Annotated in this window: 18 protein-coding genes; 15 read left to right on the plus strand and 3 right to left on the minus strand. The window is 49.5% G+C overall.

Annotated elements, in window-relative coordinates:
• Positions 1-145 precede the first annotated feature (145 nt).
• Complete coding sequence (locus tag GVY43_RS00195; protein ID WP_031421243.1) at positions 146-994, plus strand: YitT family protein; 849 nt, start codon at positions 146-148, stop codon at positions 992-994.
• A gap of 49 nt (positions 995-1,043) precedes the next feature.
• Here GVY43_RS00195 and GVY43_RS00200 read toward each other — a convergent pair whose 3' ends face one another.
• The gene (locus tag GVY43_RS00200) at positions 1,044-1,856 is read right to left on the minus strand and encodes a Cof-type HAD-IIB family hydrolase (protein ID WP_159561901.1); all 813 of its coding nucleotides are present in this window, start codon (positions 1,854-1,856) and stop codon (positions 1,044-1,046) included.
• 162 nt (positions 1,857-2,018) lie between these two features.
• Between GVY43_RS00200 and GVY43_RS00205 the strand changes: the two genes are divergently transcribed.
• From GVY43_RS00205 to GVY43_RS00255, 11 genes are all read left to right on the plus strand, one after another.
• Positions 2,019-2,213 carry a YjzD family protein gene (locus tag GVY43_RS00205; protein WP_015880991.1) on the plus strand — a complete coding sequence of 65 codons (195 nt, stop codon included), beginning with the start codon at positions 2,019-2,021 and terminating at the stop codon, positions 2,211-2,213.
• 74 nt (positions 2,214-2,287) lie between these two features.
• On the plus strand, positions 2,288-2,710 hold the full coding sequence (locus tag GVY43_RS00210) for a thioredoxin family protein (protein WP_159561902.1): 423 nt from the start codon (positions 2,288-2,290) through the stop codon (positions 2,708-2,710).
• Positions 2,707-3,486 (plus strand): phosphatidylserine decarboxylase, encoded by a 780-nt coding sequence (locus tag GVY43_RS00215; protein ID WP_159561903.1) that lies wholly within the window; start codon positions 2,707-2,709, stop codon positions 3,484-3,486. The genes GVY43_RS00210 and GVY43_RS00215 overlap by 4 nt, the downstream gene beginning before the upstream one ends.
• 125 nt (positions 3,487-3,611) lie before the next feature.
• The gene (locus tag GVY43_RS00220) at positions 3,612-4,238 is read left to right on the plus strand and encodes a YqeG family HAD IIIA-type phosphatase (RefSeq protein WP_015880994.1); all 627 of its coding nucleotides are present in this window, start codon (positions 3,612-3,614) and stop codon (positions 4,236-4,238) included.
• 133 nt (positions 4,239-4,371) lie between these two features.
• Positions 4,372-5,484 carry a ribosome biogenesis GTPase YqeH gene (gene yqeH / locus GVY43_RS00225; protein WP_015880995.1) on the plus strand — a complete coding sequence of 371 codons (1,113 nt, stop codon included), beginning with the start codon at positions 4,372-4,374 and terminating at the stop codon, positions 5,482-5,484.
• Positions 5,481-6,266, plus strand: coding sequence for a shikimate dehydrogenase (gene aroE / locus GVY43_RS00230; RefSeq protein WP_159561904.1), 786 nt, complete (start codon positions 5,481-5,483; stop codon positions 6,264-6,266). The genes yqeH and aroE overlap by 4 nt, the downstream gene beginning before the upstream one ends.
• Positions 6,267-6,272: 6 nt before the next feature.
• Positions 6,273-6,569, plus strand: coding sequence for a ribosome assembly RNA-binding protein YhbY (gene yhbY, locus GVY43_RS00235; protein ID WP_015880997.1), 297 nt, complete (start codon positions 6,273-6,275; stop codon positions 6,567-6,569).
• Complete coding sequence (locus GVY43_RS00240) at positions 6,566-7,135, plus strand: nicotinate-nucleotide adenylyltransferase (RefSeq protein ID WP_159561905.1); 570 nt, start codon at positions 6,566-6,568, stop codon at positions 7,133-7,135. The genes yhbY and GVY43_RS00240 overlap by 4 nt, the downstream gene beginning before the upstream one ends.
• A complete protein-coding gene (gene yqeK, locus GVY43_RS00245; protein ID WP_159561906.1) occupies positions 7,125-7,682 on the plus strand; it encodes a bis(5'-nucleosyl)-tetraphosphatase (symmetrical) YqeK in 558 nt (185 codons plus the stop codon). Before GVY43_RS00240 ends, yqeK begins: the two co-directional genes overlap by 11 nt.
• A 10-nt stretch (positions 7,683-7,692) precedes the next feature.
• On the plus strand, positions 7,693-8,040 hold the full coding sequence (gene rsfS / locus GVY43_RS00250; protein ID WP_015881000.1) for a ribosome silencing factor: 348 nt from the start codon (positions 7,693-7,695) through the stop codon (positions 8,038-8,040).
• Complete coding sequence (locus tag GVY43_RS00255) at positions 8,040-8,765, plus strand: class I SAM-dependent methyltransferase (RefSeq protein WP_031421255.1); 726 nt, start codon at positions 8,040-8,042, stop codon at positions 8,763-8,765. Before rsfS ends, GVY43_RS00255 begins: the two co-directional genes overlap by 1 nt.
• A gap of 38 nt (positions 8,766-8,803) precedes the next feature.
• On the opposite strand, the gene GVY43_RS00260 is transcribed toward GVY43_RS00255, so the two are convergent.
• On the minus strand, positions 8,804-9,217 hold the full coding sequence (locus tag GVY43_RS00260) for a VOC family protein (RefSeq protein WP_159561907.1): 414 nt from the start codon (positions 9,215-9,217) through the stop codon (positions 8,804-8,806).
• A gap of 155 nt (positions 9,218-9,372) precedes the next feature.
• Between GVY43_RS00260 and GVY43_RS00265 the strand changes: the two genes are divergently transcribed.
• Positions 9,373-9,969 (plus strand): hypothetical protein, encoded by a 597-nt coding sequence (locus GVY43_RS00265; RefSeq protein WP_074037627.1) that lies wholly within the window; start codon positions 9,373-9,375, stop codon positions 9,967-9,969.
• Positions 9,970-10,052: 83 nt separating this feature from the next.
• Entirely contained in the window at positions 10,053-11,522 is a 1,470-nt protein-coding gene (locus GVY43_RS00270) for a catalase (protein ID WP_159561908.1), read from the plus strand.
• A gap of 83 nt (positions 11,523-11,605) precedes the next feature.
• On the opposite strand, the gene GVY43_RS00275 is transcribed toward GVY43_RS00270, so the two are convergent.
• Entirely contained in the window at positions 11,606-12,499 is an 894-nt protein-coding gene (locus tag GVY43_RS00275; RefSeq protein WP_159561909.1) for a DNA/RNA non-specific endonuclease, read from the minus strand.
• Between the two features lie 171 nt (positions 12,500-12,670).
• Here GVY43_RS00275 and nfsA point away from each other — a divergent pair, with 171 nt between their 5' ends.
• Positions 12,671-13,420 (plus strand): oxygen-insensitive NADPH nitroreductase, encoded by a 750-nt coding sequence (nfsA, locus tag GVY43_RS00280; protein ID WP_159561910.1) that lies wholly within the window; start codon positions 12,671-12,673, stop codon positions 13,418-13,420.
• Positions 13,421-13,430 lie beyond the last annotated feature (10 nt).

A 13,430-nucleotide genomic window follows, 5' to 3' on the forward strand; every position in this document is an offset into this window, starting at 1 on the left:
CAATCGTTTCATACGAACAAGCCGACCTCGGTCGGCTTGTTTTTGTGTGAAAAACTTATCGGATTTCCTGCATATTTGCTGTATGCAGCATGAATAATCTATGTTATCTTGATTCTTAGCTATTTTGAGAAAGGGGAGTTGAAGCTTGACGGAAGCCGTTAAAGAACATACACGAATCGGGGTTGTCTCGATCATCGGAGGATTGTTCGTTGCCTTATCCATGACATTATTTTTAATTCCAGCTGGCGTCTATTCGACAGGATTTACGGGTCTTGCCCAAATCTTGACGAAATTGTTAGAGGGTACACCGCTTGAATTAGGGGAAGGACTCTGGTTCTTTATTCTGAACGCACCACTGCTCGTCGTCAGTTATTTTATGCTCGGGCGGAACATGATGATCCATACGCTGGTCAGTGTCGCCTCGGTCACGTTGTTCATTCGTTTGCTTCCGCAATCGCAGCTTCTCTCGGACGATCCACTTTTGAACGCTGTATTTGGCGGTGTGCTCTTGGCAATCGGCTCGGGGATCACGATTCGGTATGGAGCCTCGACGGGTGGCTTTGACATCGTTGCGCTGATTCTCGCGAAGTTTACGAACAACTCGGTTGGGGTCTATCTCTTCTTGATGAACATGATGATTGCCCTCGCAGCAGGTGCCTTGTTCGGATGGCCGACAGCGCTTTATACGATCGTCTTCTTGTATGTGACGTCAAAAGTCATCGATGAGATTTACACGAATACACAGCGTCAAACGCTCTTCATCGTGACGAATCACCCGGACGAGGTGACAAAGGAACTACATCAACACGTGTTCCGCGGGATCACGCTCATGCCGGCAATCGGAACATACTCGAAAGTCGAGAAAGCAACGCTCATGATGGTCGCACAACGACACGAGGTGCGTGAGATCACGCGCATCTGTAAAGATGCAGACCCATCGGTTTGGATCAATATTTTACCGACAGAGGACGTCGAAGGGACGTTCCGTCGCTAAACATGAATAAATCATAAAAAGCACCGACTTAGAAAAGTCGGTGCTTTCATTATACCTTGATGCCAAGTCGCTCTTCTAAGAAGAAGGCAATCCCGTCATCCATATTTGAAGCCGTCACTTCGTTGGCTACATTCTTCAATTGGTCGATGGCGTTCCCCATCGCGACACCGGTACCGACATAGTCGAGCATCTCGAGGTCGTTCTCTTCGTCACCGAACGCGATGATGTGCTTCCGGTCGATGTTCAAATGCTTCGAGACCTCTTGAAGTCCAAGTGCCTTCGATGTGTTTTTGCTCATGACTTCAATCATATGTTCGGGCATACGCCACTGACGGTTCAATACCGCCTCCGCATGAATGTCATCGAGTTGGGAGCGGACGTGCGCGACGTGATCTTTTGTCGCATGAATCAATAAGGACGTCGGCTCGTCCTGCAAATGCGTCAACAAGTTACCTGATGTGACGCTGAGCGCACGTTCTGCATACGGACTATAGAACTCTTGCGGGTCTTTTTGGAAGTACACGTGGTCCGTCACTTCGACGACGATATTGTGTGCCTTCGTATCCGCTACTTCTTCAATGATGTCATGGGCGGTCTTGAGCGGAATCGGTCGGTGTGTCACCGCATAATTCGCATCTTTCGGGTGATGTACGAGCGCACCGTTGAAGTTGACGAGTGGTGTCGTCAATCCCATTTGCTCATAGTACATGATCGAATGGCGCTTTGGACGCCCTGTGGCGATCATGACTTCATGACCAGCTTCACGCGCCGCTTGAAGTGCGCGAAGGTTTCGTTCGCTGATTGTTTTATCATCTCTTAATAACGTTCCATCTAAATCGACTGCGATTAAATAACGTGACATCAGTCATCCTCTTTTCTTCACAATGATGTTTCTACGACCGTATCACATTTTTCGATTTGACGGAAAGAATATACAATCGAAGTCGCATATTCTATTCGAACAATGCTATACTAATGTCGTATGAATTTTTACGAATCATCTGTGAGATGGAGGGGACGTTCAATGCGTTATTTAGTGACATTGATCTGGGCGATTGTGCTCTCAAATACAGCGGTATTTATCATTTCTGCCGTTGATGGTGTAGAGTTCAACGCGATGCTCGCGACAGGATTTGGCGTGGCCATCACAATCTTCGTTGCAATTCTCGATGTCTTGAATCAAGACATGGGAATCAGCGACGTTGCACAAGAGAAGTAAGCCGTCTACAATCAAACTGACTCGTGCATGAGTCAGTCTTTTTTCTTTATTCAACATAGAGGAGGATCACACATATGAAAAACCCTGAAAAACGCGCGAATTTTATCACGTTCGCCATTATCGGTGCGATTATCGTCATCGGAATCGGTTTGTTGTACTTTTTAAATGGAAACAATACTGACGATGGTGTCAACGCCGTCACAGCAGATGAATTGCAACAACAATTAGACCAAGATGGTGAAGTCGTCGCTTACTTCTGGCAAACGGGCTGCGAATACTGTGAGCAAGTGAAGCCTTATGTCGAACCTCTTATCGAAGAATATGATGCGGTCTCGATCAACTTGTCTGACCATAACGTATGGACGACGTATGGGATTGAAGGTACGCCGACTATCATCCGATTTGAAGATGGAAAAGAGGTCGGTCGAATTGAAGGAGCCGTCTCTGAACAACAATACGAGACGTTCTTTAAAAATGAGGAGGCCAAAGAGGAATGAAGCGTCGTTTCTACCAAACGTTATTTGAGCTGAACGCCTCGCCTTGGATCGCCAAACGTCTCAAGCGTTTCGCAGAATCAGATGTGAGTCGTCACTTGATTCCATCGTTTGCAAAAGTATATGACATTGCGGTAGAAGAGGCAGAGCAACCGCTTGCTGCCTATCCATCATTGCATGCGTTCTTTACCCGTCACTTGAAGACGGGAGCACGTACGATTGATGAGTCGTCCGATACCCTCGTAGCACCGTGTGATGGCAAGTTATCGGTCATCGAATCGATTTCAGAAGACAGTCGTTTCGAGGTGAAAGGTCAGTCGTATACGCTTGCGGAGTTACTCGGTTCTCAACAAGAAGCAAGACGTTATGCAGGGGGGACGGTCGTCGTTCTCTACCTCAGTCCGCGCGATTATCACCGCGTCCACACACCGCTCTCTGGTCGTGTGCTCAGTCACTATGAGCTCGGGGACCGTTCGGCACCGGTGAATGAAATCGGATTGACGGAGACGGTTCGACCGCTCTCACGCAACTACCGTCGCGTGACGCGCTTTGACAGCCCAGCCGGAACGTACGAACATATCATGGTCGGTGCCTTGAACGTCAACACGATTGAGTGGACGCTCGAAGGAGACCAGGCGGGCAAAGGAGAAGAGGTGGGATACTTCTCGTTCGGTTCGACCGTCGTTCTTTGTTTTGAGAAGGATACGATTCAAATGGACCGTGAAAAGATCGGTCCGGTTCGACTCGGTGAAGTCATCGGGACAATCAAATCCAACTAATTTTGTGTCAATTTTCTTCCGACCGAACGATAGACTAGTCGTTTGGTCGGTTTTCGTTTACCATAGAAGGGATATCAATACTTGTATAAGTAGTTGAATCGTTTAGCTAATTGGAGGAATTTTACGTGTTTAATCGACTTTATCCGAAACAGTTCGTCGCGTCTGTGTTTGACATCGACCTACAAGAATTGAAAGACCGTGGGGTGCGCGTCATTTTGACGGACCTTGATAATACACTCGTGGCGTGGGACGTCCCACATGCGCCAGAGCTTTTATTGATGTGGCTTGAAAAAGTGAAATCATACGGTTTCGATGTGATTGTCGTATCAAATAATAACGAGAATCGTGTACGAACATTTACGGAGCCGCTCGGCCTTCATTATGTCGCTCGTGCTAGAAAACCATTACCATCTGGATTTAAAGCGGCACTCTCGAAATATGGGTACTCGCCGAAGGAAGCCATCTTCTTAGGGGACCAGCTGTTCACAGACGTTCTCGGGGCAAACATGGCAGGCATTCATGTCATTCATGTGCAACCGGTCGTTAAAACGGACGGACTCGTCACGAAATTTAACCGGATGCTCGAAAAAGTGGTCTTCGCACATATGAAGCGTCGTGGGAAGTATGTATTGATCACGAAAAAAGTGGAAGAACTTGCCGTTGACGCACAACGGGCAAAAGTCGCGGTCGCTGAAAAAATCGGTGAGGCCATGCATCCACGTTCCGAAGATTCACATAAAAAAGATGAATAAGACCTCGAACGCACAGGAAGAAGGAGGCTGCCCATGTACGGCGAGCAAGGCGTCGGAATTAACGCTTCAGGAGTAGCAGCGAGGTGCTACGGTGAATGAAGAAGGGGAAACCTGAACGGCAGTAAGTATAACTATGGAAGAAACAAAACGATATTGCGCTGGGTGCGGCGTAGCCATCCAAACGGAAGACCCGAACGGGGTCGGCTATGCACCGAAATCGGCACTTGACCGTGAGATTGTCATTTGCCAACGTTGCTTCAAATTGAAGCACTATAACCAAGTTCAAGATGTGGAGTTATCAGATGATGACTTCTTGCGCATCTTGAATGGTATCAGTTCAAAAGAAGCACTCGTCATCAAAATCGTCGACATTTTCGACTTCAATGGCAGTTGGCTTCCGGGTCTTCAGCGCTCAGTCGGGTCGAACCCGGTACTGTTAGTCGGAAACAAGGTCGACTTGTTACCGAAGTCGGTCAACCCGAACCGGATGGCGAACTGGATGAAGGCAGAGGCAAAAGAACTCGGCTTGAACCCAATCGACGTTCATTTGATCAGTGCGAAAAAAGGACATGGCATCGATGAACTCGCTGAAAAGATTGAGTACTACCGCAAAGGCAAAGACGTCTTTGTCGTCGGTTGTACGAATGTCGGGAAGTCGACACTCATCAACCAGGTGATCAAACGTTTCGGTGAAGAGGATGAAGCCATCATCACCGTCAGTCATTTCCCGGGAACGACGCTTGACTTGATCGACATTCCGCTCGACGATGATGCGAACTTGTACGACACACCAGGAATCATCAACCGTCATCAAATGGCACACTATGTCGATGCGAAAGATTTGAAGACGATCACACCGAAGAAAGAAATCAAGCCGCACGTGTTCCAGTTGAATCCGCAACAGACGCTCTATTTCGGCGGATTGGCACGTTTAGATTATCTTGAAGGAAATAAGCGATCGTTCGTCATTTATATGTCGAATGAATTGAAAGCACACCGTACGAAACTCGAACGTGCCGATGAGCTCTATGACCAACATATTGGGAAGATGCTCAACCCGCCGAATGAGAAGACACTCGAAATCTTACCGCCACTCGTCCGTCATGAGTTCAGCTTACGGGACGGCGTGAAAACGGATATCGTGTTCAGTGGTCTCGGTTGGGTCGCGATTCACGGAAAAGGTGGCCGTATCGCAGCATGGGCTCCAAAAGGCGTCGCAGTCACACTTCGCGAGGCGCTCGTATGAATCTGGCCGTCATCGGTCACCCGATTGCTCATTCGCTCTCTCCCCAACTGCACGAGCAGTGGTTGAGGGCGTCTGGGCTTTTCGGGCGTTATGAGGCCATCGATGCCACACCAGATCAACTCCCAGCCTTATTTGCGGCAATGCGAGAAGGGGACTGGGATGGATTCAATGTCACGATTCCCTATAAAGAGGTGGTCGTTCGGTATCTCGATGACCTTGACGAAGCGGCGAAACATGCTGGAGCCGTCAATACGGTGTATAAACGAGACGGGCGACTTATCGGGACGAATACGGACGGGGCAGGTCTTGTCCAAGCGCTGATGCCATACACAGACTTTACAGGGCGTGTCCTGATTGTCGGTGCCGGAGGAGCGGCTCGGGGGATTGTCCAAGCTCTCCCGACGCGTGACGTGACGATTGTCAATCGAACTGTGGAACGGGCAAAAGCGCTCGCCGACACGTTCGGAGTCGTCTACACGACGTTCGATGAGATGGACGTCTCTCGATATGATGTCATCATTCAGACCACTTCTGTCGGGATGGACGAGAGATCGACACCACTTTCATTAGAAGGATTACGACAAAACACGGTCGTTTGTGATATCATATATCGTCCACTTGTCACCCCGATGCTTCAAGAAGCGAAACGTCGCGGAGCCAAAGTTGTGACAGGTGTAGCCATGTTCGTCGGGCAGGGCGCGCTCTCGTTCGAGAAATGGACGGGCGTGAAACCGGACGAAACCGTTGGAAAAAAGTTAATCGAAGGATTATTGGAGGAATAATATACTATGTTATCAGGTAAACAAAAACGCTTTTTACGCGCAGAAGCGCACCATCTCTCACCAATCTATCAAGTTGGGAAAAATGGAGTCAGCGAAGCGATGTGTAAAGATATCGCCGACGCACTCGAGAAACGTGAATTGATTAAAGTTCAAGTACTTCAAAACTGCATGGACACGCCGAAAGATGTCGCTGGCGAGTTAGCTGAAGGCACACAGGCTGAAGTCGTTCAAGTGATTGGAAAAGTCATCGTCTTGTACAAAGAGGCGACCGAGAAAGAAAATCGCCAAATCAAACTCCCATGAGCCGAGTCGGCTTGATGGGCGGAACGTTCGACCCGCCGCATCTCGGACATCTGTTAATCGCGGAACAAGCGCGTGAACAGCTTGAACTTGATGAGGTGTGGTTCCTGCCGGCTGCGATTCCACCACATAAGGTCGGATTCAGCTCGGCAGACCACCGAATCGAGATGACGCGACGCGCCATACAAAATCAGTCCGACTTCAAGTTGAACTTGATTGAGTTTGAACGGAGTGAGCCGTCTTATACGGTCGAGACGATGAAACGGCTGATCGAACAGTATCCGAATGATGAATTCTACTTTTTGATTGGTGCCGATTCACTCGTTTCGCTTGAATCCTGGTATGACTATGAGACGCTCATCCGTCTTGTCACGTTCGGTGCGGTCGCACGGCCGGGGACACGTTATTTGATTCCGGAGAAGGCAGACGTCCGCGCGATTGACATGCCGCAACTCGAGATTTCATCGACGGACATCCGGGAACGGGCGAAACGAGGCAAATCCATCAAATATCTTGTCCCGACGCCAGTCGAGGAGTATGTGAAGGAGCATAAGTTGTATGACGTTTGAAGAAGCGCACGAGTTGATTAAACAGACGCTGCCAGAAAAACGCTATATCCATACGCTCGGTGTCGTCGAGACGGCGGAACGCATGGCGGTTCAATTCGGTGAAGAGGTCGAACAGGCTCGTCTTGCTGCCATGCTTCATGATTATGCGAAGTACTTTGACGTCGAAGAAATGCGTCGAGTCGTCGTGGAAGAAGGGTTAGACCCGAATCTACTTGAGTACGGGGACGAGCTACTTCATGCGCCGGTCGGTGCGATTTTACTTTCCCGTCAATACGACCTGGATGACGCGGTGCTCTCGGCGATTCGGAATCATACGACGGGAGAGCCCGGGATGTCTCGGCTCGACCAAATTCTGTTCGTGGCTGATGCCATCGAACCGAATCGGGATTATCCCGGCGTCGACCGGTTGCGGGCAGAAGTGGAGCGCTCGCTCGAAGCAGCGGTTGTCGCGACACTGAAACAAACGATTGAATTTTTATTGAAGAAGTCGGTGCGTATTTTTCCACTGACGATTGAAACGTATAACGATTTTGTGAATATACCTTAGGAGGGTCAATATGACTGCAAGAGAAGAATTAGAATTGATTGTTAAAGCGGCTGACGATAAACGTGCCGAGGAAATCGTCGTACTCGACATGGAAGGGATTTCGCCAATCGCGGATTACTTCGTTATCTGTCACGGGAACTCGGAGAAGCAAGTCGAAGCGATCGCACGTGAAATCAAAGACGTTGCTGGTGAAAACGGCTTACCACTCCACAAGTTCGAAGGAATGGACACGGCACGTTGGGTCCTCGCTGACCTCGAGAACGTCGTCGTCCACATCTTCCATCGTGATGACCGTGATTACTACAACCTAGAGAAATTGTGGGCTGACGCGCCACACGTCGAAGTGGAAGTCGGCTAATGGCTTACGAAGGATTCGCCTATGTATACGACGAGTTGATGAAAGACGCGCCGTATGATGAGTGGGTCGCTTTCGTGCGTCGTCACGTCCAAGATGGCGCGACACTCGCTGATGTCGGGTGCGGGACCGGGTCGGCGACGATTCGCCTCGCAGAATATTACGATGTCATGGGGATCGACTTATCCGAGTCGATGCTCGAAGTCGCACAAGAAAAGGCGCTCGAGGTCGAAATCGAGTTGCCGCTTTGGGAACAGGATATGCGTGAGTTGGAGTTACCGGAACCGGTCGATGCGGTGACGATTCTCTGCGACTCCCTTTGCTATTTGCGAGACGAGGCGGACGTGATTGATACGTTTGAATCTGTCTACAATCAACTCAAACCAGGCGGCTTGTTCATCTTTGATGTCCATGCTCCGAACAAGATGCAGACGCTCTTCAACCAAAAGACGTATGCGTCAAACGGAGAAGATTGCTCATATATTTGGTTTGCCGACCCGGGAGAAGCCCCGCTGTCGGTCGTTCATGACTTAACGTTCTTCGTCGCGCTTGAAGATGGGACGTATGAACGAATTGAGGAGACACATGAACAACGGACGTATGAACCAGGGCAGTACATGCAATGGTTGATTGGTGCCGGTTTCCATGTCAAATCAGTCACCTCTGATTTCACCGAACATGCACCAGGAGCGGATGCCGAGCGCATCTTCTTCGTTGCCCAAAAATAAGCAAATCCCCGATTCTGACGAATCGGGGATTTTTGTCGTTATGCTTCGTGGCTGAACTGCCACTGGACGCCGAACTGGTCTTCGAGCATGCCGTACGCCTTGCTCCAAAACGTCTCTTGAAGCGGCATCAAGACACGTCCGTTCACAGAGAGCGCCTCGAACTCACGATGGATGGCCTCGAGGTCGTCTGTGACGACAGCGAGCGTGACATTGTCCCCGAATGTGACCGGTCCGTCAGGCATCGCATCAGAAAACATGAGCGATGAGCCGTGAACCGCGAGTCGGGTATGCAGCACAAGATTGGCCATTTCACTCGGCACCGGTTGACCGTCTGGACCAGGTTGATCACCGAACGTCATGATGTCTGGAGCGGCGTGGTTGAACACATCGGCATAAAAGGTTACGGCGTCTCGACAATTCCCATTAAAGTTGAGATACGGATTGATCGGCATAGCAAGTTCCTCCTCGAATTCATAATATTAATTATAGAACGTATGTTCGTAAATAGCAAGAGAGTCCAACTAAATTCAATTGTGTGGTTGAACACGATTGAGAGTTGGGAATAGAGCATATAGAGAACAAACTAGACGAAAGAAGGCGAAGCATCATGAAGCTCACGAAAGGACGTATCCTCGAATTTGGATTCGTCTTGTTCATGGCGATCATACTTATCACATCAATCATTGAAGAATCATGGTTCGATGCGAGTGTAGCGGGGGCCGGAATCATTTCTGGGCTCATCCCGTTCTTCATTGAAAAGACGTTTAAAACAGAACTCGATGGCAAGATGAAGGTGGCGTATATCCTGTTCTTGTTTGCCTCCCAGTATTTAGGATCGATTGTCGGACTATACGGGAATGGTTGGTGGGACACGTTCCTTCATCTCTTAAGCGGAATCTTTCTCGCATTCCTTGGATTCGACTTCTTCAGTAGGCTCGATGATGACATTCGGACCGAGATCCCGAAACGATTTTTGTTCGTATACATTGTCGTCTTTTCCATGGCTGGGGCGGCGCTTTGGGAGATGTATGAATTCACATCTGACGTCGTCCTGAACACGACGATGCAAGGGAACGGGAATGACGATACGATGGTCGACATCATCGCGGGGTCCCTAGGCGGTATCTTGGCAGCATTTTTCGTCGTGACGCTCCATCAACGTGAAAAATCCAAACAAAAGAGACATATGAAAAAAAGTTCGTGATTCACGAGCTTTTTATTTGTAATCATTCTAATCTTTGATTAATATCAAAATTGTAATGATTATAAATAATGGGAGGCAATCATATGGATCAACACCGTCAACTAACTACTAACCAAGGCGTACCAATCGGGGATAACGCCAACTCCATCACTGCGGGTCGTCGGGGCCCGACGCTTCTCGAAGACTACCAACTAATTGAGAAATTAGCGCATTTCGATCGTGAACGAGTACCAGAACGTGTCGTTCACGCGAGAGGCGCAGGGGCGCATGGTGTCTTCACTGTAAAAAATAGTATGAAACGCTATACGAAAGCCGCATTCTTGCAAGAAGAAGGGCAAGAGACGCCTGTGTTTGCGCGCTTCTCGACCGTCATCCACGGATTAGGTTCACCGGAGACGCTTCGTGACCCACGCGGTTTCGCCGTCAAGTTTTACACGGAAGAAGGGAACTATGATTTCGTCGGAAACAACTTACCGGTCTTCTTCATCCGTGACGCGATTAAATTCCCGGACGTGATTCACTCGCTCAAGCCGGACCCACAAACGAATCTTCAAGACCCGGACCGCTTCTTCGACTTCATGTCGCTCACACCGGAATCAACGAACATGCTCGTGCATCTCTTCAGTGACGAGGGAATCCCAGCATCGTATCGCCACATGCGAGGGTCATCCGTCCATTCCTTCAAGTGGGTGAATGAATTCGGCAACACGGTGTACATAAAGATGCGCTGGGTACCGAAGCAAGGGATTCAAAACTTGTCGATGGAAGAAGCGGCGAAAATCCAAGCAGAAGACTTCAACCATGCGACACGTGATCTGTTCAACGCCATTGAAAATGGAGACTATCCGGAATGGGATCTATATGTACAGATTCTCGACCCAGCGGACATGGACAACTTTGACTTCGACCCGCTCGATGCGACGAAAGATTGGTTCGAAGATGTCATCCCGTATCAATTGGTTGGAACGATGACCCTCAACAAAAATGTCGATAACTTCTTCGCCGAGACTGAGTCTGTCGGTTTCAACCCAGGCGTCCTCGTACCAGGGATCCAGCCGTCAGAAGACAAGATGCTCCAAGGACGACTCTTCTCGTATTCGGATACGCAACGTTACCGCATCGGACCGAACTATCTCCAACTCCCGATCAACTGCCCGTTCGCTCAAGTCGCGAACAACCAGCGTGACGGGGCGATGCCGTTCAAGCAACAGACGAGCCCGGTCAACTACGAGCCGAACCGTTACGAAGACACGCCGAAGCCGAATGCGGACTATATCGAGACGCCGCAACCGATCACAGGCGTGACGGGTCGTCAGAAGATTGAGAAGACGAATGACTTCGGACAAGCCGGAGAGGTGTATCGTCGCTATTCTCAGGAAGAGAAGGATGCGCTCGTTCGTAACCTCGTGGCGCATATCAAAGAAGTTCGTCACGAGAAGACCGTTCTCCTCTTGATCTGCAACTTCTATCGTGCGGACCGTGAACTCGGAGAGCGTCTCTCGAAAGAGTTGAACGTCGATCTCGCACCATTCTTGAATCAAATGTCGAACTAAACACGTAACCGCGGTCTTACACCGCGGTTTTTTTCTATGCGAAAAGACGCCTCTCTCGTGGAGAAACGTCTCGTTCGTCATAGTTATTCCCCGACCATCCCGTCACCGTCTCGGTCGTCCATGTATTGATACAGCCAATGGTCACGCGTGATCGGCATCTCGAATCCGGCGTTCTTTGCTTCTTTGATTGTCACTTGTCCGTTTCCGTCAAGGTCGATATCGGATAATTCCCGTTCCTCGACTGGTTCCGTCGTCACTGCAGGAGGGGAATCATCCGTCAATCCGAGCGATTCGTTCACTTCCTCCGGATCCACGTTATCATACGTATCGGTGACCGTATTGCCCCGTACGGTATACGTGTATTGGTAGCGGGAAGGAATCTGAGTCGTCGTGTTCGGATAGGTGATGATGGCTTCGAAGTCTTTCGCCCCGCCAGCCTTCCGGATGACATCTTCCATGAATGCCTGGTCGCCGTAACGGTTGAGTGCGCTGTTTTGTGGCGTGATGTTATAGGCGTTCGAGACACCGCCAAGTGAATCGGCGATGATATGGCCTTCGTCGAGGTTAGGGTCTTCGACACCCGGAACTTTCGCCTCGTCTGCATAATAGCGTCCTGAAGAATTGACGTCTTCGGTCTCGTCGTTTTGAAGAATGATCTCATCAGCAATCACGCGAACCAGTTGACCGTGTTCGTTCGTGAACGCCCAGTACTCTCGGTCGCCAAAGCCGATATCAACGACGACATTCGCCTCCCGTGTGCCGGACTGATTGCCGCCATCGACCTCGATCTTCGTATAGCCTTCAAATACATCGCCTTCAGATTTAGGGGTCTCGGTGGTTTGTTCCTCTTGTACAGGTTCCTTTTCCACTGTTTCTTCGGTTGACATCGACGTCGAGACACTCACGTCGGCATCCGTGCAGCCTGAGAGGAATAGCACCCCAAGTAGGAATGGGATGTAAAATGGTATTCTTTTCATCTATATCGCTCCTTATTCGAAGTTACGCTATCGTATTTACTATGTAGCTTATAATGATAGCATAAGAAAACGAGATGTGAGCGTCCTCCCTTCAAAATGTGCCCGATGGATTCCTCTCATTTGTGGATTCAGATAGCTTATGCCAAGATTGAAAAAAAGGGGGAAGAACGTATGAACGAAGTGATTGAGACTTTATTGAACCACCGTTCCGTCCGCGATTTTACGGACGAGAAATTGACAGACAAACAAATCCAGACCATCGTCGAGAGCGCACAACGGGCATCGACGTCTAGCTTTATCCAGGCCTACTCCATCATCGGGGTGACCGATGAAGCGAAAAAGAAACGACTCGCTGAGATTGCGGGCAACCAGAATTACGTGGTCGAGAACGGTCACTTCTTCGTCTTTTGTGCGGATTTGCATCGCCATGAGGTGATTGGTGAACTGCAAGAAACAGAAGTGTCCGCAACACTTGAGACCGATGAGAAACTGCTTGTCGCTGTGATCGACGCTGCACTTGCCTCACAAAATGCGGCAGTGGCGGCAGAGTCGATGGGGCTCGGAGTCTGCTATATCGGTGGCATTCGGAACGACCTCTTTGCGGTGAAAGAAGTGCTCGCATTGCCGGAACGGGTCATTCCGCTCTTTGGCATGGCCGTCGGTGTACCGGCTTCAGTCGAAGATCAAAAGCCCCGTCTACCGTTCCATCATATCTACCATGAGAACGCATACGAGGCGAATCCAGAACGGATCAAACAGTCACTTTCGGATTACGACGCGTTGATCCATGATTACTACATGGTCCGGGGATCGAATCCGCGTAAAGACACGTGGACTGGCCAAATGGGACGCATGTTGTCGAAATCGACACGTCTTGACGTCAAAGACTTTTTGAAAGCACAAGGCTATTTGAAGCAATAAGATAAACCGC

Origin of the sequence: Exiguobacterium sp. 8H, from assembly GCF_902506255.1 — a bacterium.
GTDB lineage: Bacteria > Bacillota > Bacilli > Exiguobacteriales > Exiguobacteriaceae > Exiguobacterium > Exiguobacterium profundum.

Excerpts from the sequence above, each read along its gene's own strand:
- GVY43_RS00275 (WP_159561909.1), bottom strand. The coding sequence starts at position 12,499 with ATGAAAAGAATACCATTTTACATCCCATTCCTACTTGGGGTGCTATTC.
- GVY43_RS00205 (WP_015880991.1), top strand. The coding sequence starts at position 2,019 with ATGCGTTATTTAGTGACATTGATCTGGGCGATTGTGCTCTCAAATACA.
- nfsA (WP_159561910.1), top strand. The coding sequence starts at position 12,671 with ATGAACGAAGTGATTGAGACTTTATTGAACCACCGTTCCGTCCGCGAT.
- aroE (WP_159561904.1), top strand. The coding sequence starts at position 5,481 with ATGAATCTGGCCGTCATCGGTCACCCGATTGCTCATTCGCTCTCTCCC.
- GVY43_RS00240 (WP_159561905.1), top strand. The coding sequence starts at position 6,566 with ATGAGCCGAGTCGGCTTGATGGGCGGAACGTTCGACCCGCCGCATCTC.
- GVY43_RS00210 (WP_159561902.1), top strand. The coding sequence starts at position 2,288 with ATGAAAAACCCTGAAAAACGCGCGAATTTTATCACGTTCGCCATTATC.
- rsfS (WP_015881000.1), top strand. The coding sequence starts at position 7,693 with ATGACTGCAAGAGAAGAATTAGAATTGATTGTTAAAGCGGCTGACGAT.
- yqeK (WP_159561906.1), top strand. The coding sequence starts at position 7,125 with ATGACGTTTGAAGAAGCGCACGAGTTGATTAAACAGACGCTGCCAGAA.
- GVY43_RS00265 (WP_074037627.1), top strand. The coding sequence starts at position 9,373 with ATGAAGCTCACGAAAGGACGTATCCTCGAATTTGGATTCGTCTTGTTC.
- GVY43_RS00200 (WP_159561901.1), bottom strand. The coding sequence starts at position 1,856 with ATGTCACGTTATTTAATCGCAGTCGATTTAGATGGAACGTTATTAAGA.
- GVY43_RS00260 (WP_159561907.1), bottom strand. The coding sequence starts at position 9,217 with ATGCCGATCAATCCGTATCTCAACTTTAATGGGAATTGTCGAGACGCC.
- yhbY (WP_015880997.1), top strand. The coding sequence starts at position 6,273 with ATGTTATCAGGTAAACAAAAACGCTTTTTACGCGCAGAAGCGCACCAT.
- GVY43_RS00270 (WP_159561908.1), top strand. The coding sequence starts at position 10,053 with ATGGATCAACACCGTCAACTAACTACTAACCAAGGCGTACCAATCGGG.
- GVY43_RS00215 (WP_159561903.1), top strand. The coding sequence starts at position 2,707 with ATGAAGCGTCGTTTCTACCAAACGTTATTTGAGCTGAACGCCTCGCCT.
- yqeH (WP_015880995.1), top strand. The coding sequence starts at position 4,372 with ATGGAAGAAACAAAACGATATTGCGCTGGGTGCGGCGTAGCCATCCAA.
- GVY43_RS00255 (WP_031421255.1), top strand. The coding sequence starts at position 8,040 with ATGGCTTACGAAGGATTCGCCTATGTATACGACGAGTTGATGAAAGAC.